The 21072-nt window shown below is 68.9% G+C and carries 25 protein-coding genes; 9 read left to right on the top strand and 16 right to left on the bottom strand.

Annotated elements, in window-relative coordinates:
• Positions 1-264: 264 nt before the first annotated feature.
• Positions 265-753, top strand: coding sequence for a hypothetical protein (locus ACFWZ1_RS12980; protein ID WP_439666711.1), 489 nt, complete (start codon positions 265-267; stop codon positions 751-753).
• A 55-nt stretch (positions 754-808) separates the two neighbouring features.
• On the opposite strand, the gene ACFWZ1_RS12985 is transcribed toward ACFWZ1_RS12980, so the two are convergent.
• Positions 809-2083: a winged helix-turn-helix domain-containing protein gene (locus ACFWZ1_RS12985; protein ID WP_439666712.1), complete on the bottom strand. Its 1275-nt coding sequence runs from the start codon at positions 2081-2083 to the stop codon at positions 809-811.
• Between the two features lie 121 nt (positions 2084-2204).
• Here ACFWZ1_RS12985 and ACFWZ1_RS12990 point away from each other — a divergent pair, with 121 nt between their 5' ends.
• Positions 2205-2882, top strand: coding sequence for a hypothetical protein (locus ACFWZ1_RS12990; protein WP_439666713.1), 678 nt, complete (start codon positions 2205-2207; stop codon positions 2880-2882).
• 211 nt (positions 2883-3093) lie between these two features.
• Positions 3094-4182 carry a phospholipase A gene (locus ACFWZ1_RS12995; protein WP_439666902.1) on the top strand — a complete coding sequence of 363 codons (1089 nt, stop codon included), beginning with the start codon at positions 3094-3096 and terminating at the stop codon, positions 4180-4182.
• A gap of 51 nt (positions 4183-4233) precedes the next feature.
• Here ACFWZ1_RS12995 and ACFWZ1_RS13000 read toward each other — a convergent pair whose 3' ends face one another.
• Positions 4234-4716, bottom strand: a complete 483-nt coding sequence (locus ACFWZ1_RS13000) for an FKBP-type peptidyl-prolyl cis-trans isomerase (RefSeq protein ID WP_231321143.1) — start codon at positions 4714-4716, stop codon at positions 4234-4236.
• 100 nt (positions 4717-4816) lie between these two features.
• On the opposite strand from ACFWZ1_RS13000, the gene dacB reads away from it, so the two are divergent.
• Positions 4817-6322 carry a D-alanyl-D-alanine carboxypeptidase/D-alanyl-D-alanine endopeptidase gene (dacB, locus tag ACFWZ1_RS13005; protein WP_439666714.1) on the top strand — a complete coding sequence of 502 codons (1506 nt, stop codon included), beginning with the start codon at positions 4817-4819 and terminating at the stop codon, positions 6320-6322.
• A gap of 32 nt (positions 6323-6354) precedes the next feature.
• Here dacB and ACFWZ1_RS13010 read toward each other — a convergent pair whose 3' ends face one another.
• Entirely contained in the window at positions 6355-6840 is a 486-nt protein-coding gene (locus ACFWZ1_RS13010) for a glutathione peroxidase (RefSeq protein ID WP_439666715.1), read from the bottom strand.
• A 100-nt stretch (positions 6841-6940) separates the two neighbouring features.
• Between ACFWZ1_RS13010 and ACFWZ1_RS13015 the strand changes: the two genes are divergently transcribed.
• Positions 6941-7072: a hypothetical protein gene (locus ACFWZ1_RS13015; RefSeq protein WP_439666716.1), complete on the top strand. Its 132-nt coding sequence runs from the start codon at positions 6941-6943 to the stop codon at positions 7070-7072.
• Between the two features lie 4 nt (positions 7073-7076).
• Here the strand turns inward: ACFWZ1_RS13015 and pncB are convergent, their stop codons facing one another.
• The 8 genes from pncB to ACFWZ1_RS13055 all read right to left on the bottom strand — a co-directional run bounded on the left by pncB (position 7077) and on the right by ACFWZ1_RS13055 (position 13784).
• Positions 7077-8258 carry a nicotinate phosphoribosyltransferase gene (gene pncB, locus ACFWZ1_RS13020; protein ID WP_439666717.1) on the bottom strand — a complete coding sequence of 394 codons (1182 nt, stop codon included), beginning with the start codon at positions 8256-8258 and terminating at the stop codon, positions 7077-7079.
• Positions 8259-8301: 43 nt separating this feature from the next.
• Positions 8302-8688, bottom strand: a complete 387-nt coding sequence (locus ACFWZ1_RS13025) for a thioredoxin family protein (RefSeq protein WP_439666718.1) — start codon at positions 8686-8688, stop codon at positions 8302-8304.
• Between the two features lie 127 nt (positions 8689-8815).
• Positions 8816-9892: an aminopeptidase gene (locus ACFWZ1_RS13030; RefSeq protein WP_439666719.1), complete on the bottom strand. Its 1077-nt coding sequence runs from the start codon at positions 9890-9892 to the stop codon at positions 8816-8818.
• Positions 9893-9942: 50 nt separating this feature from the next.
• Positions 9943-10341 (bottom strand): hypothetical protein, encoded by a 399-nt coding sequence (locus tag ACFWZ1_RS13035; RefSeq protein ID WP_231321149.1) that lies wholly within the window; start codon positions 10339-10341, stop codon positions 9943-9945.
• 113 nt (positions 10342-10454) lie between these two features.
• Complete coding sequence (locus ACFWZ1_RS13040) at positions 10455-11288, bottom strand: hypothetical protein (protein WP_439666720.1); 834 nt, start codon at positions 11286-11288, stop codon at positions 10455-10457.
• 141 nt (positions 11289-11429) lie between these two features.
• On the bottom strand, positions 11430-12233 hold the full coding sequence (locus tag ACFWZ1_RS13045) for a metallophosphoesterase family protein (protein ID WP_439666721.1): 804 nt from the start codon (positions 12231-12233) through the stop codon (positions 11430-11432).
• Positions 12230-13174, bottom strand: a complete 945-nt coding sequence (locus ACFWZ1_RS13050; protein WP_439666722.1) for a diacylglycerol/lipid kinase family protein — start codon at positions 13172-13174, stop codon at positions 12230-12232. The genes ACFWZ1_RS13045 and ACFWZ1_RS13050 overlap by 4 nt, the downstream gene beginning before the upstream one ends.
• Before the next feature lie 7 nt (positions 13175-13181).
• The gene (locus ACFWZ1_RS13055) at positions 13182-13784 is read right to left on the bottom strand and encodes a rhomboid family intramembrane serine protease (protein WP_439666723.1); all 603 of its coding nucleotides are present in this window, start codon (positions 13782-13784) and stop codon (positions 13182-13184) included.
• A 138-nt stretch (positions 13785-13922) separates the two neighbouring features.
• Between ACFWZ1_RS13055 and ACFWZ1_RS13060 the strand changes: the two genes are divergently transcribed.
• Positions 13923-14804, top strand: coding sequence for a PhzF family phenazine biosynthesis protein (locus ACFWZ1_RS13060; RefSeq protein WP_439666724.1), 882 nt, complete (start codon positions 13923-13925; stop codon positions 14802-14804).
• On the top strand, positions 14801-15265 hold the full coding sequence (locus ACFWZ1_RS13065) for a YaiI/YqxD family protein (RefSeq protein WP_439666725.1): 465 nt from the start codon (positions 14801-14803) through the stop codon (positions 15263-15265). The genes ACFWZ1_RS13060 and ACFWZ1_RS13065 overlap by 4 nt, the downstream gene beginning before the upstream one ends.
• Positions 15266-15328: 63 nt before the next feature.
• Here ACFWZ1_RS13065 and ACFWZ1_RS13070 read toward each other — a convergent pair whose 3' ends face one another.
• Both ACFWZ1_RS13070 and ACFWZ1_RS13075 read right to left on the bottom strand, forming a co-directional pair.
• Entirely contained in the window at positions 15329-16204 is an 876-nt protein-coding gene (locus tag ACFWZ1_RS13070; RefSeq protein ID WP_231321161.1) for an NAD(P)-dependent oxidoreductase, read from the bottom strand.
• A gap of 88 nt (positions 16205-16292) precedes the next feature.
• On the bottom strand, positions 16293-17468 hold the full coding sequence (locus ACFWZ1_RS13075) for an NAD(P)/FAD-dependent oxidoreductase (protein WP_231321162.1): 1176 nt from the start codon (positions 17466-17468) through the stop codon (positions 16293-16295).
• Between the two features lie 90 nt (positions 17469-17558).
• On the opposite strand from ACFWZ1_RS13075, the gene ACFWZ1_RS13080 reads away from it, so the two are divergent.
• Positions 17559-18041, top strand: a complete 483-nt coding sequence (locus tag ACFWZ1_RS13080) for a YajQ family cyclic di-GMP-binding protein (RefSeq protein ID WP_439666726.1) — start codon at positions 17559-17561, stop codon at positions 18039-18041.
• 84 nt (positions 18042-18125) lie between these two features.
• On the opposite strand, the gene ACFWZ1_RS13085 is transcribed toward ACFWZ1_RS13080, so the two are convergent.
• Together ACFWZ1_RS13085 and ACFWZ1_RS13090 are read right to left on the bottom strand one after the other, a co-directional pair.
• Positions 18126-18806: a DUF1345 domain-containing protein gene (locus tag ACFWZ1_RS13085; protein ID WP_439666727.1), complete on the bottom strand. Its 681-nt coding sequence runs from the start codon at positions 18804-18806 to the stop codon at positions 18126-18128.
• Between the two features lie 73 nt (positions 18807-18879).
• A complete protein-coding gene (locus ACFWZ1_RS13090; protein WP_231321165.1) occupies positions 18880-19155 on the bottom strand; it encodes a GNAT family N-acetyltransferase in 276 nt (91 codons plus the stop codon).
• Positions 19156-19297: 142 nt separating this feature from the next.
• Between ACFWZ1_RS13090 and ACFWZ1_RS13095 the strand changes: the two genes are divergently transcribed.
• Positions 19298-19723 (top strand): OsmC family protein, encoded by a 426-nt coding sequence (locus ACFWZ1_RS13095; protein ID WP_439666728.1) that lies wholly within the window; start codon positions 19298-19300, stop codon positions 19721-19723.
• A gap of 41 nt (positions 19724-19764) precedes the next feature.
• Here the strand turns inward: ACFWZ1_RS13095 and ACFWZ1_RS13100 are convergent, their stop codons facing one another.
• On the bottom strand, positions 19765-20958 hold the full coding sequence (locus ACFWZ1_RS13100; RefSeq protein WP_439666729.1) for a GGDEF domain-containing protein: 1194 nt from the start codon (positions 20956-20958) through the stop codon (positions 19765-19767).
• Positions 20959-21072: the final 114 nt, after the last annotated feature.

A 21072-nucleotide genomic window follows, 5' to 3' on the forward strand; every position in this document is an offset into this window, starting at 1 on the left:
CGACTTACTGGTGTGCAAGGAAAACCCTAGGGGTGATTCGATGAAGCGCCGGTCGGCGGCATCGGGCCACGTGACTCTGGTGACCCCGGCAAACGCAGTGGGCGCATCATAGCCGGTACCGATCCCCTGTGCGACCGACATGGCTGAACGGCGGAAGGCCCGCCAGCACGGGAAATTTCAGATTTTCTTCACAGTGCCGTTTGTCTAGTGTAGAGGTCGCCAGCCTCGTTGCCGGCCTTGCCTGTCGCCAGAGGAACGCCCGCCATGAAGCTCGCCCTTCCACGCCTGACCATTACCCTGCTCGGCCTGATGCTGACCGGTTGCGCAAACCATCCGGCCCGTTCCGGCTCGACCGGGACCAGTGGGTCGCAGTCGGCATCGGAAACCCCGGCGACACCCCGCGCCCAGCCGAGCGAAAGCCGCGGTGCGGGACACGCCAGCCATGGCAACCACGCCGCCGCGGCCGGCACACCGGAACAGGCGAGCAAACTGCCCGACAGTACCGGGATTCCGGCGTGCGACGACTATCTCGCCAGCTACATGGCCTGCCATCGCGCCGCGCAGGTCTACAAGCCCAACGAGATCCAGGGGCGCTACGAAGCCATGCGCACCAGCCTGCTGCGCGACTCGCAGGATCCGGCCATCCGCCCGAATCTGGCCACGCGCTGCAACTCGCTGGCGAGCCAGTTGCGCCAGGCGTTGCACGGCAAGTCCTGCGAAGGCGCGCCGGCCGCGTCGCGCAGCAGCGACTGATCTGTCCTGATCGCTCGCCCGCCCGTCCTCCGGCGGGTGAGGTTTCGCCGGTCGCTTAACGCGCCGCCTTCCAGTTTGCCCGCAGGGCCCGTCCGAATGCTGCCGGCTCGCTACGCTCGAGCCGAATCTCCGGCGTCCCATGCCAGGTGGCCGTGCGCGCGATCGCATCGCCCACATCCGCAACCAAGCGCGGGGTAACCTCCTGGCCCGATTCCAGGAACAGCGCCTTGATCTCGAATACGCCCTCGCCACGGTGTGCCTTGGCATCCAGTCGCCCGACCAGGCTGCCGCGATGCAGGATCGGCAGCACGTAGTAGCCGTAGCGGCGCTTCGGCGCGGGCGTGTAGCACTCGATCGCGTACTCGAAATCGAACATGGCCTGCGCGCGGGCGCGGTCCCACACCAGCGGGTCGAACGGCGAGAGCAAGGCCGTATGGGTGGCACGCAACCGGCCGGCGCGCGCCTTGTCCAGCAATGGCGCATGCTCGCGATGCACGTAGCCGGGCACGCTCCAGCCCTGCACCGGTACCGCCAGCAGTTCGCCCGCCGCGACCAGAGGCGCCAGTTCCGCCTCGTCCACCGCGGGCTTGAGCCGATAGTAATCGGCGACCCAGCGTGCCTGGGCGATGCCCAGCGCACGTACGCTGTCGAGGATGAAGCGCCGACGGAGGCCGGATGTGTCGAGCTGGCTCGCAACGAACGGCGGATCGAGCCTGGCGAGGACGCGCTCGGCCAGGTCGTAGACCCGCTGGAAACGCTCGCGCCGGGGGATCATCAGCTCGCCCAGCGCGAACCAGGCCTCCAGCCAGCGCTTCTCCGGCTTCCATTCCCACCAGCCGCTGACGCCGCGGTCGGCGCGCGGGAAATCGGCCGCGCGCACCGCGCCCTGCGCCCGGATCCGCTCGAGCAGTTCGTCCATGTCGGCGCGGTGGTCCCGATGCATGCGCGCGGCATGGCGGTGCGCCCAGTGCGCGCCGCGCTCACGCCAGGCGCGGTGCATGGGCAGGTCGGCCGCGGGCACGAAACAGGCTTCGTGCGCCCAGCACTCGGCGATGCGTCCCTGGGCCAGCGCGTCGTCGAGCCAGGCGCCGTCGTAGTCGCCCAGGCGCGCATGCAGCACCAGGTAAGGGCTGCGCGCCACCACATGGATGGAATCGATCTGCAGCAAGCGCATGCGCTCGATCGCCCCGACCACGTCGGCGGGCCGCGGACGGCGATCGAATGGCTGCAGCAGGCCCTGGGCGGCCAGGTGCAGCCGACGGGCCTGCGACAGGCTCAACGGCGCGATCTGGCTGGATAAAGCGGAAGACAACGTGGTCTGGGACTTCACGGAACCCTGCTGCGCAAGATGAGGCCGCGTTTACAAATCGTTTGTTAGCGTGCCGGAAGCGCGGCGACCCCATCGAATGCGTTCAACCCGCGCACCCGCATTCTGGCATGGAGTATCGATAATGAAATTCCGCAAGCCATGGCTGTCCGCCCTCGTCGCCAGCTCGCTGCTGGCGTCCGGGGTCCTGATGGCGCAGGACGTTCCGACGCCCCCGACACCGCCGCCGCCGACGGATCCGGGGACCCCCGCACCCCCGCCGCCGACCACCCCGATGCCGCCTCCCCCGGCCGGCTCGCCGCAGTCGAACATGCCGCCGACACCACCACCGCCGCCCGACCCGAATTCCACGCCGCCTGCCCCACCGACCAGCTCCGGCATGCAGACCATGCCGCCGCCGGCGTCGAGCGCTCCTCCGCCGATGGGCAACGATTCAGGCGGGATGAATGGCAACCAGGGCATGCAAAGCGGCATGGACCATAGCGGGAACATGGATGCCAATGGCAACGCGAATGCCAACGGCAGCATGAACTCCCACGGCAACATGAACTCCAATGGCGAGGCGAACGGTGCCGGCATGAATGCCGGTGGCAACGCCAACGTGGAATTCAAGTCCTCGATGCCGCCGGCTTCCTCCGCCGGCCCGGCGCCGGACTTCAGCCAGCTGGCCAACGGCAAGAAATCCATCACCCTGCAGGAAGCGGCCAGCTATCCGCCGCTGGCCAACGATTTCGACTATGCCGACAAGAACCGCGACGGTCGCGTCACGCAGCGCGAGTACGAAGCCTGGCAGTCGCACTGAGTTTCGCTCGACACTCCCCTCGCCGGCTGCCTGCAGCCGGCTTTTTTTTGGCCGGTCTTGGCCGATCGCGGCCGGCGCGAAACATGTGCCTGATGGGGCGACGCCTCCCGCGTTGCCGTGAATCTCCCGCGTGGGCCCCTGCCTCCCGTCACGACCGGTTGGGATGCCGCTCGCTAGACTCGCGCCTTTGCCGTAGGGAGCGACGTCCTTGATCAAGCACGGTACGGCCGCGGTAGTCGCGGTACTTGGTGGCCTGTGGGCCTGCGCGGCGCACGCGCAGAACCCCGATCCGATGGACATCCGCGCCTGCACCGCCATCGAAAGCGACGCGCAGCGGCTGGCCTGCTACGACCACGCCACCGGCCGAGTGAACCTGCCTGTGGCGAAGAAGCGCGCGGACGAGGAAACCCGGTTGCCCAGCGTGTTCGGGCACGACCGCCTCCCGGGCCAGGTCGCCGCACGCGGAAATCCGGAGGTGTCCACGCCGATGTCACTGCTGGACAGTCGCTGGGAACTGGCGCCGGAAGCCAAGCTGGGGACGTACAACGTACGCGGCTACAAGCCGGTGTTCCTGATGCCGGTCTTCGCCACCAGCAACCAGAACGAGCGCCCGCAAAGCCCCAACCCGCTCAACACCGTGACCCACCCGGAGCAGCTGGAGAACATCGAGGCGAAGTTCCAGATCAGCTTCAAGACCAAGTTATGGCAGGGCGTGTTCGGCGACGCGGGCGACCTGTGGCTGGGTTATACCCAGTCCTCGCGCTGGCAGGTCTACAACGACCATGCCTCGCGGCCGTTCCGCGAGACCAACTACGAGCCCGAGGCGATGCTCGTGTTCGACACCCACTACCAGGTGTTCGGATGGGACGGTCGCCTGCTCGGCATCGGCATCAACCACCAGTCCAACGGCCAATCCAACCCGCTCTCGCGCAGCTGGAATCGCGTGGTCGCCAACGTGGGCTTCGAGCGCGGCGACTGGACGGTGATGCTGCGTCCCTGGTGGCGCATTCCCGAGGGGGGCACGGACGACAACAACCCGGACATCAGCGACTACATGGGTCGGGGCGACGTCCAGATCGTGCGCGAGTGGAACGGCCAGGAGTTCGGCATGATGCTGCGCCATTCCTTCCGGGGCGGCAGCCGCAGCCACGGCGCGGCGCGGTTCACCTGGAGCTTCCCGCTGGCTGGCAACCTGCGCGGCTACATGGAAGTGTTCAAGGGCTACGGCGAAAGCCTGATCGACTACAACCACAACGCCACGTACCTGGGGCTGGGCGTTTCGCTGCTCGACTGGTACTGAGCCTCACGCCATGCAGGAGCCCGTTTGCAGGCTCCTGCATGGTGGTCCGGCTCAGTGGTGGTGGCCGCCCGGGCCGTGCACGTGGCCATGCTGCAGTTCTTCCGCGCTGGCCTCACGCACGTCGGTCACCTCGACGTTGAAATGCAGGGTCTGCCCCGCGAGCGGGTGGTTGCCGTCGATGTGCACCTTGTCGTCGTCCACGCGCACCACGGTCACATTGATCGCGCCCTGCGGGCCGCGGCCCTGGAACTGCATGCCCGGCTGGATGTCCTCCACGCCCTGGAAGGCCTCGCGCGGCACTTCCTGCATCAGTTCCGGATGGCGCGCGCCGTAACCTTCCTCGGGCGATACGTCGACCTTGAACTGATCGCCCGCCTGGCGGCCGGCCATCACCTTCTCCAGGCCCGGGACGATCTGCCCGGTACCGTGCAGGTAGGACAGCGGCTCGCGCCCTTCGGAGCTGTCGATGACGCGTCCTTCGTCGTCCGTCAGCGTGTAGTGGAAGGAGGCGACGGTGTTGTCTGCGATCTGCATGGCATTCTCGTTGTCGGTGAATGGGCCAGTTTAACAGCTCACGGTCGAGGGCCTGTCACACCGGCCTGCGCCGTTGCGCCGTGGTTGCGATACTTCGGGCATGAAGATTGCCCGCTTGCCTTTCCTGCTCGCCCTCGTCCTGTTGCCATTGCACTCCATGGCGATGGACCTGCACGCCACGCGCGCGGCCATCGATGCGCACATCGCCCAACCGCGTTTCGCCGCCGCGCGCTGGGGCATCGCCGTGGTCTCGCTGGACAGCGGCCGCACCTTGTACGTGCACGACGCCGACAAGCTTTTCCAGCCCGCATCGGCCACCAAGCTGTTCACCGCGGCGCTGGTACTGAACAGCCTGGATGCCGGCTACCGCATTCCCACCCGCGTGCTGGGCGCCACCCCGGAAAAACGCGGGCGCGTGCAGGGGCCACTGGTGCTCTACGGCATGGGCGATCCGTCGCTCGGCACCGATCCGTCCACCGCGGGCTGGGCCGACGCGCTGGCCGATCAGCTGGCGGCCAAGGGCGTACGCCGCGTACACGGCGACCTGGTGGCCGATGCCACCTATTTCGCCGGACCGGCGATCGGCAACGGCTGGGAAGCGTTCGACCTGCTTGCCGGCTTCGCCGCCCCGGCCTCGGCGTTGAGCGTGTACGAAAACCAGTTCCAGCTGACGGTGACGCCTGCGGCACGCGCAGGCGAGCCGGCCGGACTGGCTTTCGATCCCGCCGGCGCGGCGATGCCGCTGGATAACCGCCTGCTCACTGTACCGGCCGGCACCGCGAGCGACGTCAACCTTTACCGCGATCCCGGCGACCTGCTTCTGCACGCCTTCGGCTCGGTACCGGCGCAGTCATCACCGCGAAGCTTCCATCTGGCCATCGCCGACCCGGCACGGCTGGCCGGCCAGACGCTCCTGCGGGCGCTGGAGCGACGCGGCATCGATGTCGATGGCGAAGTGCGCGTGCTCTACTGGCCGCAGCAGGATGCGACGCTGCAGGCGGGCACGCGCGTGCTGGCCCAGCTGGAGTCGCCGCCACTGGCGACATTGCTGCGCGAGGGCCTCAAGCGCTCGCAGAACCTCTATCTGCAGAACCTGCTGCAGCTGGCCGGCGCGCGTGCCCACGCCGCGGCGGCTAACGACCCGGCCGCACCCACCGGGTTCCTCAGTGCGGCCGACTGGGGCATCCACGCGCTGCATCAGCTGCTCGATCGCATCGGCATCCCGCCCTCGGTCAGCCTGATCGGCGAAGGCACCGGACTGTCCCGGCGCGACCTCGCCACGCCGAACGCGCTGGTGCGACTGCTAGCCTTCCTCGCCAACGGGGCGGGCGCCGGCCACCTGCGCGACATGCTGCCGGTGGCCGGCGTCGACGGCACGCTGGCCGGGCGCATGCGCGGCACGCTTGCCGCAGGCAACGTGCACGCCAAGACCGGCAGCATGACGTACGTGAACTGCCTGGCCGGCTATGTCACCAGCGCGGCGGGCGAACACCTGGCGTTCGCGATCCTGCTCAACGACTACGTGCCGCCGCAGGGGGTATCGGCCAGCGCGGACGTCGATGCGATCGCCGTCCTGCTTGCCGAGCTGAGCGAACGATCCCAGTAGGAGCGCCCTCGGGCGCGACCGCGGCGGAGGAATCAGCCCTTGACCCGCTTCGCCAGATCCGCGCCGATCTTCTCCGGCGTATCCGTCGGCGCGTAGCGCCTGACGACCTGCCCCTCGGGATCGACCAGGAACTTGGTGAAGTTCCACTTGATCGCCTCGCTGCCGAGCACGCCCTTGCCCTCGCGCTTGAGCCAGCGGTAGAGCGGATGCGCATCGGCGCCGTTGACCTCGATCTTGGCGAACAGCGGAAAACTCACCTCATAGTTGAGGCTGCAGAACTGGCGGATCTCCGCCCCGTCGCCTGGCTCCTGGTGGCCGAACTGGTCGCACGGAAAACCGAGCACCGTCAGTCCACGCTCGCGCCACTCCCGCCACAGCGCCTCCAGTCCGGTGTATTGCGGGGTGAAGCCGCACTTGGAAGCGACGTTGACGACCAGCAGCCAGCGCCCGCGCCACTCGGCGAGCGAGCGCTCCTGGCCATCGATGTCGCGGGCGGAAAAGTCGTAGACGCTGCTCATGCACGGGCTCCCGTAAGGTGTCGGCGAGTCTACGCCGCCAGCGGCATATGCACATGAGCGATGGTCATTTCCCGACGTGCGGTCCGGAGGCGATGCTGCCGTGATGCACCTCGTCCTTTCCGCCCTGGTTGCGCTCGCCACCCTCGTGTTGCTGGCCTACGCGGCATGCCGCGAGGCGCCGCGCCGGCATGTGCGCGTGCGTGCGCGCCGCGAGCGCCACATCGGGCTGTAGCGACTCAGGCTTCCGGCGGGATGTCGAACACCTGCCGCAGGTAAGCCACGTAGGCCGGGTCCTCGCACATGTTCTTGCCCGGCGAATCGCTGAGCTTGGCCACCGGCTGGTCGTTGCAGCGGACCATCTTGATCACGATCTGCAGCGGCGTGGGCCCCACGTCGTTGGTCAGGTTGGTGCCGACGCCGAACGCCAGCTGGCAGCGTCCGTGGAAGTGGCGGTAGAGCTGCATCACGCGTGGCATGTCCAGCGCGTCGCTGAACACCAGTATCTTGGTGCGCGGATCGACGCGGTTGGCGCGGTAGTGCGCCAGCACCTTTTCGCCCCAGACGAACGGATCTCCCGAATCGTGCCGGGTACCGTCGAAGAGCTTGCAGAAATACATGTCGAAGTCGCGCAGGAAGGCGTCCAGACCGTAAACGTCCGATAGAGCGATACCGAGGTCGCCGCGGTACTCCTTCGCCCAGGTTTCCAGCGCCACGCGCTGCGAATCGCGCAGCCGCGGGCCCAGGGCCTGGTGCGCCTGCAAGTACTCGTGGGCCAGCGTGCCCAGCGGAGTGAGCCCGAGCTTCCACGCCATCCACACGTTGCTGGTGCCGGCCAGTTGCTCGCCGAGGCCGTCGCGCAGCGTGCGCACCACTTCCTCGTGCCATTCGCGCGAGAAGCGCCGGCGCGTGCCGTAGTCGGCGATGCGGCAGTCGGCGTACTCCCGGTCCGCGCGCAGCAGCTCGATCTTGGCCTCGAGCCGCGCGCGGCCCTCGGCGAGATCTAGGCCCGGGCGGGTGCGGCGGAAGTACACCTCGTTGACGATCGCCAGCAGCGGCACCTCGAACAGGATCGTGTGCAGCCACGGTCCGCGGATGTGGATATCGATCTCGCCGTTGGCCGCCGGCGAAGGGGCGATCTCCACGTACTTGGCGTTGAGCTGGAACAAGCCCAGGAAGTCGACGAAGTCGCTCTTGATGTAGCGCCAGCCGCGCAGGTAGTCGAGCTCGTCGCGCGTGAAGCGCAGGCCGCACAGCGCGTCGAGCTCGGCGCGGATCTCGTCGATGCACGGCACCAGGTCGATGCCCGGCGTACGGCACTTGAAGCGGTACTCGACGTGCGCCGCGGGGTAGTGGTGCAACACCACCTGCATCATCGAGAACTTGTACAGGTCGGTGTCGAGCAGGGACTGGACGATCATGCGCTGGCCTGGCGGGAACCGGCACATGGCCGGATCGGACGCATTATCCCTGCGGCGACGCCAGCGCGGCGAGCTGGGTGTCGATCGCATGCACGAAGGCGTCGGCGCCCGGCCAGCTGGTGATGCGCCCGAGCTTGCGGGAACCGGCGAACACGAAGAACGCCGGGATGCCGTGCAAGCCGAAGCGGGTGGCCATGCCGGGATCCTCGTAGACGTTGTCGTGCAGCCATTGCACGCGCGACCACTGGAAGCGTTCGCGCGCCAGCAGCATGGCTCGCTTGGCGATATCGCAATTGGGGCAATCGCGGCCCCACAGGAACAGGACGGTCAGGTCCCGGGCGGATTCGGACAGCGCGGCATCGAGTTCCGACTCGAGCACGCGGCGCATGGGGAACTGCTCGAAGAAGTGGGGAACGGTGGTATCGGCCATGGCTTCGACGTTGGGGCGTGGCGGGCGGGTGCAAGGCGCAGCGCCATGCAGGCCTCAGGCATCCTGCTCCGCCCGCACCGCCTGGCCAGGCCGCAGGCCGGAGCGGGCCGGCCGGCGGGCGGGCCGATCAGGGAGCATGGTTCTTCGCAGCAGCCAGATGCTCGAGTTCGCGCGTCCGTTCTGCCTCGGGCTTCTCCGCCAACGTACCGACCGCGGCATAGAACGCGCCCCACTGCCGTTCCGCCTGTTCGAACAGCACCGCGAAGGCGCCCGTCCAGCGGTCGTACAGGCCAAAGGGCAACAGCTTGGCGTTGTTGATCGGCGCTTCCACCCAGGCGTCGTAGCGGCGGTCGCCGGACCACCGGCTGTCGCGCCACTGCGCGTAGCGGCGACGGAACGCGTCGACCTGCGCCTGCTTGCCGCGCGCCAGCTTGGCCGGATCGTCCCGACTTGCGTACAGCCGCCTTAGCCGCTCGCGCAGGTCCAGCACCAGTGCGGTGAAGCCGTGCTCCATCGCCTGATCGCGCGAGCCGGGGGGCGGCAAGCCGCGCGCCTTGCGCCACTGGCGCAGACCCTCCTGCTCGACGAAGCTGGCGAAGGATTCATTGAACGCCGTGTCGCCCTTCACGTACAGCCGCTGGTGCGCGAGCTCATGAAAGATGGTGCCGGCCACGTCGTCGTCGTCCCAGCGCAGCATGCTGGAGACGATCGGATCGGCGAACCAGCCCAGCGTCGAATACGCCGGCACGGGCCCGATCCACACATCCTCGCCTTGCGCCTTCAGCTCCGCCGCGCGAACCCGCGCGCGGGACTGGTCGAAATAGCCACGGTAGGCCACGCAACCGGCGATGGGAAAACACTGCGGCAGGGCTTCGACCGAATACGGCGGCGTGGCGAACACGTTCCAGGCGACGTAAGGGCGGTGCAGGTCCACGTAGCTGGTGTAGCTGCGGTTGTCCGGCAGCGCCAGCGCCGCGGAAGCGAACCGCCGCGCCTGGGCCGCCAGGCGCAGGCGACGGGCCAACGTCGGGTCGGTGGCCGGGTCCTGCAGCACCTTGGCGATCGGGCGGCGGTGCATCAGCAACGACGCCTGCCCATGAGCGACGTGGGCGTAATAGCGCAGGCTGCCGCAGCCGCCGAGCAGGAGGCACAACGCGACAGTAGCCAGGCGCGCAGGGCGCCCGCGAAGGGTTGGAGAAGGCATGCCGCGATTGTGCCAAGCGGACGCTTCGGGCACGAGTCGCGGCGCGCCGGTCAGTCGCGATCGTGCCCGCGTCGCCCGCGCCAGTCGCCGCGGTCATGGCCGCGGTCTTCCCGGCCGCGCCACTCGCGACGATCATGCCTGTCGTCGCGGTAGTCATGGCGCTCGCGGCTCCAGTCGCGGCCACGGTAGTGGTGCGAATCGCCGCGCCAGGTACCGCTGATGCCGACGCTCACGCCGGAGGAATAGCAGCAGCCATAGCCCCAGCCGGGCCCGTAGTAGCCGCCGTAACCGTAGTAGTCCGGCTCGTAGATCACCGAGGGACCCTCGCCGTAGTAGGCATCGCCCTGATAGCCGTTGCTGCGCACGTAGCTGTAACCGGGGTCGTAATAGCAACCCGACAGCGCCGCCGTGCCAAGCACCAGCGCCAGTCCTGCAAGCATGCGTTTCATGGGCTCACCTCCGTGACTGCTGTCACGGGGATCACGCTAGTCGCGGCGGTTTGAATGCGCCCTGAGCGCCGCGCCCGGCTGATGCGCGGGCGCGGCGGCAGGGTGACCTGGCGTCAGACCTTGGCGCCGCGCTGTCCGGTGTGCACCGGAATGGTGGTCTTGGGCGCATCGCTGGGCAGCTGCGGGCTCTCGGGCGTATGGATGGCCGATTCGCCGTGTGGCCTCGGCTGTCCATCCGCCGGACGGCTCGACGCCTGCCGGGTGCGTTCCTGCTTCGCATCGAGCAGCGCCTGGATGTGCGCCACCGCCTCTTCCGGGCTGATGTGCTGGATCGCGGGGGGGGCATTGCGCGGCGCCGCTGCCTTGCTGGCGGCGGGCTTGGCGCTGCCCGGCCGGCTGGGCTTCGACGCGGAGGAGGCCTTCTTCGCCACCGGCTTGCCCGTGGCCTTCGCCGCCATGCCGCCGGTGCGGGTGGCCGCTTTGGTCGGCGAGGGCTTGGTGACCTTCTTGCTGGCCGACGCTGGCGTGCTCTTCCTGGTGGCCGCTTTTTTCAATGCGGTTTTCTTCGCCGCCGGCTTCCGGATGGCCTTCTTCGATGCTGCCTTTTTGGCGATGGCCTTCTTCGGTGCCGCCTTCCTGGCGAGGGTCTTTTTCGGTGCCGCTTTCTTCGCGACTGCCTTCTTCGGAGCCGCCTTCCTGGCGGATGCCTTCTTCGGAGCCGCCTTCTTCGCCGTCACCTTTTTGGCCGGCGATTTCTTCGATGCGGTTGCCGACCGGGAGGCCGAACCCTTGCCCGCGGCCTTCTTTGCGGCCGGACGGGCGGCGGTGCGGTTGATCGGTGTCTTGATGCCGGCCTTCGCGGCGGCGGTCTTCTTGGTCGCCTTGCTGCCGGCGGCTGCCTTCTTGGCCGCGGATTTCTTCGCGGCCGACGTGCGGGTCGTTGCCATGCGTCATCACTCCTGCGGTGGTCAGTGCAGCCTTGCCCGCGTTGACATGCTCCCAGCACGCGGCGGAAAGACCTGCACGTCCAGTATTGCGCGGGCATCTTCCGCTGTCATGCGCGATTGCGGCATGAAGCGCCTGGCAATTCAGGATGCATGCGGGACGCGCAGCGCGAGTGGCTGCCGCTCGTGGCAGACGAACGCCCCGGAGTTGGCGTCGTAGTCCCAGCGCTCCGCCGTGCAGGTATCGGAGCTGCCATCGCGGCGGAGCAGGTTGACCGAGTTGGGGATGTCGCCCCGTACCCTGTGCGAAACCGCGGTGCCGGCCTGCACGACCCACAGGGGGCGGCCGCCCGGTTCGGGCAGCGGTCGCACGTAGGGCAAGTGGATATGGCCACCCAGCACCAGTTGCGCGCCAGCGGCTGCCCAGGCGCCGGCCGCCTGCGCGTGTCCTCTCAGCAGGTTGCGCCGGTCGGACTCGTCGATCACCGCCATCGGCTGGTGCACGACCACCACCCTCGTCTGCCCCGGAGCGGCCTGGCGCAGGCGCGCCGCCACCCGCTCGATCTGCGCCGGCGACACCTCGCCCTGCTTGTGCCGCCACCAACGCGTGGTGTTGACCCCCAGCACCAGCCATTCCGCCGACGACCATGCCGGCTCCAGCTCGTTGCCGAACGCCGCTGCATAGCGCGCGTACGGTGCCCGCAGGCGGGTGCCCAGGGCATACAGCGGGATGTCATGGTTGCCGGGGATCGCCAGGAACGGCGCGGGCAGGCTTGCGACGAAGTCGCGCGCGGCGGCGAACTGCGCCGGTCGTGCGCGCTGGGTCAGGTCGCCCGAGAGCACTACCAGTGCCGGTCGGCTGTCCCGGATCAATCCCCTCAGCGCATCCAGCACCGCCGCGCGCTCGGTGCCGAAATGCGAATCGGACATGTGCAACAACACGCTCACCGGTCGCTCCGGTTCCGCGGCACCAGCAGCCGGAGCGCCTGCGGCGCAACCCGGAAACGCAGCGGCAACGGCAGACGGACGATCTCCCCGTCGATCGCGAGCTTGAGCTCCCGCCGCCGCGGCAAGGCCACTTCGAGTTCGGTGAAGGCGAAGTTGTCGACCTTCTCGACGTCGCCCAGATGGCCGGACAGGCCGCGGATCGCCGTGAGGATCATGTGCCAGCGTGCAAGGGGCGGCAGCACGATGCCGACCAGCGCGCCGCGGGTCACGGCGTCGGCCTCGGGGATGCCGATGCTCTCCAGCTGCAGGCGGTTGTTGCCCACGACCAGGGTGGTGCTGCGCCGCACCTGCCACTGGCCGTCCTCGCAGAGCGACAGGCGCAGGTCCGGGTAGCTGCCCAGCAGCGCGCGCAGGCCCGACAGCAGCGCGACCAGGCGGTGGCGTCCGAAGCGGCGCTTGTCCTGTTCGCGCCGTTCCAGCAGCTCGGGGTAGAGCCCCAGGCTCGCGTTGACCAGGAACACGCGATCGTTGACCAGCCCCACCTGCACCGGCCTTTCCTGCGCGCCGAGCAGGCCGCGTATCCCCTCGCCGGCATCGCCCTCGGGCAGGCCGTGGCACCGGCCGAAAAAGTTGAACGTGCCCTGCGGCAGCACGCCCAGCGGCAGGCCGCTGGGCAGCACCGCCTGCACCACCGCGTTGATGGTGCCGTCGCCGCCGGCGACGACCACTGCGCCCCCCTGCGCCCGGGCCGCTTCCACCGCCTGCCCCGCCAGCTCGCCCAGGTGGCGGGGGTGCTTCGCGCAGAACAGCCGGTAGGGATGCCCCGTGGCATCGAGTGCGCCGCGGATGGCCTCTTCCGTGGCACCGCCATCGCCGCTGCCGGAGCGGCGGTTGAGCACCACGAAGAAGGGTCGTCGCTGGCTGTTCCCTGGCGCGGGCATTGGCCTCCTACATGCGTGGATTCACGAGCTGCGCAAGGAAGTAAGTAAACAACCCTTGCTTGATCAGCAAGGTGAAGATCACGCCGTAGGCGGCGCCCCACAGATGGGCGCTGTGGTTGATATTGTCGCGGCCGGCCCGGTCCATGTAGATCGAGTAGCCGACGTAGAGCACCGCGTAGAGGATGGCCGGCATCGGCAGCACGAACACGATGATGCGGGCCCACGGCGCGAAGAGGATGAAGGCGAACAACGCCGCCGAGACTGCCCCCGAGGCGCCCAGGCTGTGATAGTTCGGGTTGCGCCGGTTCTTGATGTAGGTCGGCAGGATCGAGACCACCAGGCCGCCGATGTAGAACAGCAGGAAACCAAACCGGCCAAGCTCCTCGGCATACACGCTCTCGATGGCGCGCCCGAAGAAGAACAGCGTCAGCATGTTGAACAAGAGGTGGCCGAAGTCCGCGTGGACCAGCCCGTAGGTCACCAGCCGGTGGTATTCGCGATGGCGCTGGATCGCCGGCGGCCACAGGATCAGGTCGTCCATCAGCTTGGGCTTGTTGAAAGCCAGGAACGAGACGACGCAGGTGACGGCGATGATGGCCAGGGTGATCATGATCGCTGGGGCTTCCTGATGAACGGCGGACCGTCCATCTTGGCGTCACCCATGCCCCTTGTCGACTCGCGCGGCCACCGGTGCGACACCAGGGCGTATCATGCGCGCCCTTATCCGCCCCGCTCCCCACGGAAACGCATGGCACCGATCCGCTACCTGCATCTGGACGTCTTTGCCGCCACCTGTGGCGGGGGCAACCACCTTGGCGTGGTCACCGACGCGCGTGGATGGAGCGACGAGGAGATGCAACGTTTCGCACGCTGGACCGCGCTGGTGGAGACCACGTTCCTGCTGCCGCCCTCGACGCCGCGGTCGAGCTACCGCGTGCGCATCTTCACCCCGCAGCACGAGATCCCGTTCGCCGGCCACCCGAGCATCGGCAGCGCGCACGCGGTGCTGGCCTGCGGACTCGCACAACCGGTCGATGGCGTGCTCTGGCAGGAATGTGGCGCCGGCGTGCTGCCGATCCGCGTCGAGGGCGAGGGCGAGGCGCGCGACCTGCTGCTGAAGTCGCCCGGCGAGCAAGTGCTCGCCACCGGGCGCGACGCACACCCTTTGCTTGCGGCCACGCTCGCCGGCATCGACCTGGGCACCCTGCCACCGGCGCTGGTCGATGGCGGCCGCCGCTGGTGGCTGGCCGAAGTCGCGGACGAAGCGGGCCTGCGCGGCTGGCTGCCCGACCATAGCGCCATCGGCGCGCTCGCACGCGCCACCGGCAGCATGGGCCTGTGCGTGTTCGCGCGCAGTTCGTCGGAGGATTACCCGCTGGTGGTGCGCGCGTTTCCCGCCGGCGTCGGCATCGTCGAGGATCCGGCCTCCGGCGCCGCCAACGGCCTGATCGCCGCCTACATCGCGCAGGCCGAACCGCAGGGTGCGCTCTCGCGCGGCTATGCGATCAGCCAGGGCCGCGAGATGGGCCATGACGCGCGGCTGCTGGCGCGTATCGAACCGGACGCGATCTGGGTCGGCGGCCGCGCACGCACGGTGGTCGATGGTGTGCTGCACTGGAACCGCGGGTGAGCGCGGCGCAGATCTGGGTCGATGCCGACGCCTGCCCGGGGCCGATCAAGGAGATCCTGTTCCGCGCGGCCGAGCGCGCACAGGTGATGGTCACGCTGGTCGCCAACCAGATGCTGCGCACGCCGCCCACGCGATGGGTGCGCGCGATCCAGGTCGCCGGCGGCTTCGACGTGGCGGACAACGAGATCGTCCAGCGCCTCTCGTCAGGTGACCTGGTGGTGACGCAGGACATCCCGCTGGCCGCGCAGGCAATCGACAAGGGCGCGCTGGCACTGCACCCGCGCGGCGAGCTCTATACCCGCGAGACCATCGCCCAGCGCCTGTCGATGCGCAATTTCATGGACGAGTTGCGCGGCGCAGGCGTGGATACCGGCGGGCCGGCGACATTTCATGCGCGCGACCGGCAGGCGTTCGCCAACCAACTGGACCGCTGGCTGCAACAGCGCCCGAAGCATCCGTAGGTGGCGTAGCGGTCGCAGGGGGCGGCCCGGATCGCCACCCGTGCCGGTAGGCTCGCCTTGCGGTCACTCCAGTTGCGCGCGGCGCGCGGCCACCTGCGCCAGCGCCGCCCAGTCCAGTCCTTCACCGCCGCCCGCGAGCGCTTCGATCAGCGCATCGCGCACCACGCCGGCGAACGGCAACGGCACGCGTGCCGCCTCGCCCGCGGCGAGCGCGAGGTTCACGTCCTTCAGCCCCAGCGGCAGCGCGAAGCCCGGCGGCGTGTAGCGCTCCTCGGCGATCAGCCGGCCGTAGCCCTGGTAGGCCGGCGCGGCGAACAGCGTGCTTGTCATTATCTCCAGGAAGTCGGCGGCACTGACGCCATGCGCCCGCGTGAGCGCGCTGGCTTCGGCCATGCTTTCGATCGCCGAGGCCAGCATGAAGTTGCCGGCGAGCTTGACCACGTTCGCGCGCTCGGGCGCCTCGCCTACCGGCCACAGCCGACTGCCCAGCGCTTCCAGCAACGGGCGCACGGTCTCGACCACGTGCGCATGCCCGGCCACCACGATGTTGAGCTTGGCCGCCGCAGCCATGTCCGGTCGGCCGAACACCGGCGCGGCGACGTAGCCCAGCCCGCGCCGCGCGTGCTCCACCGCCAGCTCGCGCGCCAGCGCCACGGAGATGGTGGCGTGGTTGACGTGCACGGTGCCCCGGTCCATTTCGTCCAGTACGCCACCGTCCAGGAACACCTCCCGCACCGCCTGGTCGTTGGCCAGCATGCTGTGCACGACCTGGCCCTGCACCGCCCGCCCGGGCGTGCGGACGACCCTGGCGCCGAGCGAGGCCAATGGCTCGGTGGGGCCTTCGGAGCGGTTCCACACCGTCAGCGTGTGGCCCGCCGCGAGGAGGTTGCTGGCCATGGCGCTGCCCATGGCGCCCAGGCCGAGGAAGCCGATGTTCAAGGAAGTTCTCCTGTTGGCGCGACCCGGTAATGGAACACCGGCGGTGTTGAAGGCGCGCAAAAGCCGGCCCCCGGTTCCGGCGCACGGCTCACGCCACTTCGCCGGCCGCATGCCCAGAAGCCCACGCCCACTGGAAGTTGTAGCCGCCCAGCCAGCCGGTCACATCGACCACCTCGCCGATGAAATAAAGCCCCGGCACGAGCCTGGACTGCATGGTGCTGGAGGACAGCCCGTCGGTGTCCACGCCACCCAGCGTCACCTCCGCCGTGCGGTAGCCCTCGGTGCCGCTGGCGACCAGCGGCCAATCGTTCAGGCGGGCGCCGATCGCGGCCAGCTCCGCCTCGCGGTACTGGCGCATCGGGCGGTTGCCGAAGTCGAGTTCGCACAGCCGCTGCGCCAGCCGCTTGGGCAGCGCGTCGCCCAGCACGGTCTTCAGTTCCGCCGCCGGACGCGCCACGCGCTGGCCGGGCAGCCAGTCGGCGGCGTCGCGGTCGGGCAGCAGGTCCAGCCGCAGTTCCTCGCCCGGCTGCCAGTAGGAGGAGATCTGCAGGATCGACGGCCCGCTGATGCCCCGGTGGGTGAACAACAACCCGGCGCGGAACGCCTGCCGCCCGCAGCGCGCCTCGGCCGGCAATGCCACGCCGGCCAGGTCGGCGTAGCGCTCCTGGTGCTTGCCGCTCAACGTCAGCGGCACCAGGCCCGCGCGCGTGGGCCGCACGGCGTGGCCGAACTGGCGCGCCAGTTCGTAGCCGAACCCGGTCGCGCCCATGCTGGGGATCGACAGGCCGCCGCTGGCGACTACCAGCGCCTCGGCGTGCACCTCGCCGCGCGCGGTGGTCACGCTGAAACCGGTCTCTCCGTGGCGCACGCGCTCCACCGCGCAACCGGTCTCCACCCGCACGCCGGCGGCCGCGCACTCGTCCAGCAGCATGCGCACGATCTGCTTGGAGGAGTCGTCGCAGAACAGCTGGCCGAGCTCCTTCTCGTGGTAGGCGATGCGGTGCTTCTCGACCAGTGCGATGAAGTCGGCCGGCGTGTAGCGCGCCAACGCGGACTTGGCGAAATGCGGGTTGGCCGACAGGTAATTGGCCGGCGTCACGCCCAGGTTGGTGAAATTGCAGCGCCCGCCGCCGGACATCAGGATCTTCTTGCCTGGCTTGTTCGCGTGATCGAGCACCAGCACACGCCTTCCGCGCTGGCCGGCGGTGATCGCGCACATGAGGCCGGCGGCACCCGCGCCGATGATGAGGACGTCGGTTTTCATGGATCGGCAGGGAGCGCGCACCGGGCGCCGGTCGCGCATTATGGCCGAGCGCTTACACTTTCCGCTTTCCAACCCTCAAGGTGCCCCACCATGCCCTCCTTCGACGTCGTCTCCGAAGTGGACAAGCACGAACTCACCAACGCGGTCGACCAGGCCAACCGCGAGCTGGCCAGCCGCTTCGATTTCAAGGGCACCGATGCGGTGTTCGAACTGGACGGCTACGTGATCACCCAGCGCGCGCCGAGCGGCTTCCAGCTGCAGCAGATGCTGGACATCCTGCGCGGACGACTGACCTCGCGGAAAATCGACATCCGCGCGCTGGACGTGGCCGAGCCGGAAGTGAACCTGGGCGGTGCGCGGCAGAAGGTCACCGTCAAGCAGGGCATCGAGCAGGCGATGGCCAAGAAGCTGGTGGCTGAGCTCAAGGCCGCCAAGCTCAAGGTCGAGGCGCAGATCAACGGCGACAAGCTGCGCGTGACGGGCAAGAAGCGTGACGACCTGCAGCTGGCGATGGCGCTGCTGCGCAAGTCCGAGGTGGAGCTGCCGCTGCAGTTCGACAACTTCCGCGACTGACGTGGCGCGAAGGGTGGGCTCCGACCCACCGCCCTGATCCCCGGCCAGGATGGGTGGGCTGAAGCCCACCTTGCGGAGCCTCGCCTACAAGCCTCGCCCCGCCAGGATGTTCACGCTGACCGCCACGATGAACACGTTGAAGAAGAACGCGATCACACCGTGCACCAGCACCATCCGGCGCAACTCGCGGCTGGTCACCTGGACGTCCGAAACCTGGAAGGTCATGCCGATCACCACTGCGAAATACGCGAAGTCCCAATAGCCGGGCTCGCCGCCGCCGGGGAAGTCCAGACCCCTGTGCTCCTCGCCGTAGTCGCCGTAATAGCCGTGCGCGTAGTGCAGCGCGAACAGCGTGTTGAGGAAGCCCCAGCTGAGCATGATGCTCGCGGCGGAAACCACGATCGCGACCAGTCCGCCGGTCTTGCCGGCCTCCAGTTCGGTGCCCAGCGCCACCAGCACCACCGTCGAGATCGCCACGCCGCTCCAGAGGATGCCCCAGCGCCCGGCGTCCTGGTGGCGCGCCTTCTTGCGCATGCTGGTCGGCGTGGCCGTGTTGAACTCCCACAGCTGCAGGCCCATGAATGCCAGCGCGCCGGCATCGAAACCGAGCAGGAACGCCGGCGCCGGATGCATGCCCAGGCTCCATGCCGCCACGGCCACCATCAGCAGCAGCGCGCCACCGACGGCCAGCGAGCGACGCGCGCGCAAGGCATGAACGAGACCGCGGCGACGATGCTGCATGCCGTGGGGATCGGAACCACTCATCGGTCTCTCGCCGTCGTTGCGTCAACCCAGTGTGGCCGATGCGGCGAGGCGGACACAACGATCGGGCGCGGAATCAGGCGCGCAGGTCGGCGAACTCCGGATGCCGACGCAGCCACGAGGCGGCATAGGCGCAGGCGGGGATCACCGACCAGCCCTCGGCCCGCGCGGTTTCCATCGCGGCCTGGGTCAGCGCCGAGGCAATGCCACGGCCCTCCACAGGCCCCGGCACGCCGGTGTGGGTGATCGTCATGACCTTGCCGGCGAGGCGGTAATCCAGCTCGCAATGCTGGCCGTCCACCACGGTTTCGAAGCGCTGCGCGGCAGGGTCGTGCCGGATGTCGAAGCTCATGCCGATGCTCGGGAAGGGAAAGCCGCGAGCTTACGACTGACGGCGGCAAAACGCGCGTGAAGCGGGCGCGGGCGCGCGTTCGCGCGTCCTGAATGACAGCAGGCCCACACTGGTTCGTCCATCCGAACAACGGGAGAACCCCATGAAGAAATCCGCCTCCGCCACATGGTCCGGCGGCCTGAAGGACGGCCAGGGCACCATCTCCACCCAGACCGGCGTGATGCGCGAGGCGCCGTTCGGTTTCAAGTCGCGTTTCGAGGACGGCCCCGGCACCAATCCGGAGGAACTGGTCGGCGCGGCGCTGGCCGGCTGCTTCTCGATGGCGCTGTCGCTGGGCCTGGGCAATGCCGGGCTGACGCCGGAGCGGATCGAGACACGGGCCGAGGTGACGCTGGACAAGCAGGGCGAGGGTTTCGCCATCACCACCATTGCCTTGAACTGCCGCGCCCGCGTGCCCGGCGCCGACGCCGACACCTTCCAGCGCATCGCGCAGGAGACCAAGCAGGGATGCCCGGTATCCAAGGTGCTGCGCGCCGACATTTCGCTCGACGCCGCGCTGGAGGGCTGACTGCCGGGATGCGCAGGATGGGCTCCGGCCCATCCCGCGAGTCAGGCCAGCAGGCGTCGGACCGCCAGTTCCGGATCGGCTGCCATGACCCGGTTGCGGCCGGCATGCTTGGCCGCGTACAGCGCCGCGTCCGCGCGCCGCAGCAGGGCCGCCACATCGTGCTCGCCCGGCTCGGCCGCGGCGGTACCGATCGACACGGTCAACTGCAGCAGATGCCCGTCGACCATCAACGGCGTGGACTCGACCGTGCCGCGGATGCGCTCGGCCAGCACCAGCGCCTGCTCCAGGCTGGTATCGGGCGCCAGCACCACGAATTCCTCGCCGCCGATGCGCCCGATCACGTTGCCGGCCCGCAGCGTGGCCCGGATGCTGGCGACCAGTGCCAGCAGGACCTTGTCGCCGCCGCCATGGCCGAAGCGATCGTTGACGCTCTTGAAGTGGTCGGCGTCGATCATCAGCACGCCCAACGGCCGTCCTCCGCGGTTGACCTGGGACAGCATCCGGGTGGCGCTTTCGGTCAGGGCCAGGCGGTTCTTCACGCCGGTCAGCGAATCGACCCTTGCCAGCAGGTGCAGCTCGCGCTGCAGCGTCTCGTTGTAGAGCAGCAGGAAACCGATGCTGAGGAACAGCGGCTGCATGCCCGAGAGCAGCACGTAGAAATAATTGACCAGGGCCGGCTGGATGATGTCGGCCGGCGGGTTCAGGTCGAACCATAGCTGGCCGTTGCGCCACACCAGCAGCAGCGCCGAGGCCGAGCACATGACCAGCAGCACCACTCGCGCCCGTGAACTGCGGCTGGGGCCGCCGCTCAGCAGCGCCCACATGCGCAGTGCGATGTCGGCCATGATCGCCGCCGATCCCCACAGCACGCGCACACGGTAGTCCGGCTCGACCACGCCGAACCAGGCCACGCCCAGCCAGCCGATCACGCCGATCGCCAGCGCCGTTCGCCAACGCAGCGGCGCGCCGAGCAGCATGCGCAATGCCACGACCGACATGCCCTGTGCCAGCAGGTTGAGCGCGTTGCCGCCCAGCACCAATTGCGCCGGGTGCAGCCAGACCTGCGCCGCCAGCATGCTCCAGCCGGCCGATTCGACCGCCAGCGCGCCCGCACGCAGCTTCAGGCTGGTGCGTGCCGAGCCCGGGCCGCCATGCGTGCCGGCCCAGAGCAGGACGGCCAGCACGAGCGACTGGACGGCACTGATCAGCGACAGCGTTTCGATATGCATGGGCATGCTGGGCTCTCCCCCGCGCCCGAACGTGACGATGGCTCCCGCCGTGGATGTCGCGTCTCCGCGATGGGCGTCCCGGCTTGGTCGTCGCCCGTCGTATCGGCGCTGGCTGGCGCG

Origin of the sequence: Frateuria sp. GZRe14 (genome assembly GCF_051900395.1) — a bacterium.
Taxonomy (GTDB): domain Bacteria; phylum Pseudomonadota; class Gammaproteobacteria; order Xanthomonadales; family Rhodanobacteraceae; genus Frateuria_A; species Frateuria_A edaphi.

Excerpts from the sequence above, each read along its gene's own strand:
- ACFWZ1_RS13075 (WP_231321162.1), bottom strand. The coding sequence starts at position 17,468 with ATGAAAACCGACGTCCTCATCATCGGCGCGGGTGCCGCCGGCCTCATG.
- ACFWZ1_RS12980 (WP_439666711.1), top strand. The coding sequence starts at position 265 with ATGAAGCTCGCCCTTCCACGCCTGACCATTACCCTGCTCGGCCTGATG.
- ACFWZ1_RS13060 (WP_439666724.1), top strand. The coding sequence starts at position 13,923 with ATGGCACCGATCCGCTACCTGCATCTGGACGTCTTTGCCGCCACCTGT.
- ACFWZ1_RS13010 (WP_439666715.1), bottom strand. The coding sequence starts at position 6,840 with ATGAGCAGCGTCTACGACTTTTCCGCCCGCGACATCGATGGCCAGGAG.
- ACFWZ1_RS13100 (WP_439666729.1), bottom strand. The coding sequence starts at position 20,958 with ATGCCCATGCATATCGAAACGCTGTCGCTGATCAGTGCCGTCCAGTCG.
- ACFWZ1_RS13080 (WP_439666726.1), top strand. The coding sequence starts at position 17,559 with ATGCCCTCCTTCGACGTCGTCTCCGAAGTGGACAAGCACGAACTCACC.
- ACFWZ1_RS13035 (WP_231321149.1), bottom strand. The coding sequence starts at position 10,341 with ATGAAACGCATGCTTGCAGGACTGGCGCTGGTGCTTGGCACGGCGGCG.
- ACFWZ1_RS13095 (WP_439666728.1), top strand. The coding sequence starts at position 19,298 with ATGAAGAAATCCGCCTCCGCCACATGGTCCGGCGGCCTGAAGGACGGC.
- dacB (WP_439666714.1), top strand. The coding sequence starts at position 4,817 with ATGAAGATTGCCCGCTTGCCTTTCCTGCTCGCCCTCGTCCTGTTGCCA.
- ACFWZ1_RS13025 (WP_439666718.1), bottom strand. The coding sequence starts at position 8,688 with ATGGCCGATACCACCGTTCCCCACTTCTTCGAGCAGTTCCCCATGCGC.
- ACFWZ1_RS13000 (WP_231321143.1), bottom strand. The coding sequence starts at position 4,716 with ATGCAGATCGCAGACAACACCGTCGCCTCCTTCCACTACACGCTGACG.
- pncB (WP_439666717.1), bottom strand. The coding sequence starts at position 8,258 with ATGATCGTCCAGTCCCTGCTCGACACCGACCTGTACAAGTTCTCGATG.
- ACFWZ1_RS12990 (WP_439666713.1), top strand. The coding sequence starts at position 2,205 with ATGAAATTCCGCAAGCCATGGCTGTCCGCCCTCGTCGCCAGCTCGCTG.
- ACFWZ1_RS13040 (WP_439666720.1), bottom strand. The coding sequence starts at position 11,288 with ATGGCAACGACCCGCACGTCGGCCGCGAAGAAATCCGCGGCCAAGAAG.
- ACFWZ1_RS13085 (WP_439666727.1), bottom strand. The coding sequence starts at position 18,806 with ATGAGTGGTTCCGATCCCCACGGCATGCAGCATCGTCGCCGCGGTCTC.
- ACFWZ1_RS13030 (WP_439666719.1), bottom strand. The coding sequence starts at position 9,892 with ATGCCTTCTCCAACCCTTCGCGGGCGCCCTGCGCGCCTGGCTACTGTC.
- ACFWZ1_RS13090 (WP_231321165.1), bottom strand. The coding sequence starts at position 19,155 with ATGAGCTTCGACATCCGGCACGACCCTGCCGCGCAGCGCTTCGAAACC.
- ACFWZ1_RS13055 (WP_439666723.1), bottom strand. The coding sequence starts at position 13,784 with ATGATCACCCTGGCCATCATCGCCGTCACCTGCGTCGTCTCGTTCCTG.
- ACFWZ1_RS13050 (WP_439666722.1), bottom strand. The coding sequence starts at position 13,174 with ATGCCCGCGCCAGGGAACAGCCAGCGACGACCCTTCTTCGTGGTGCTC.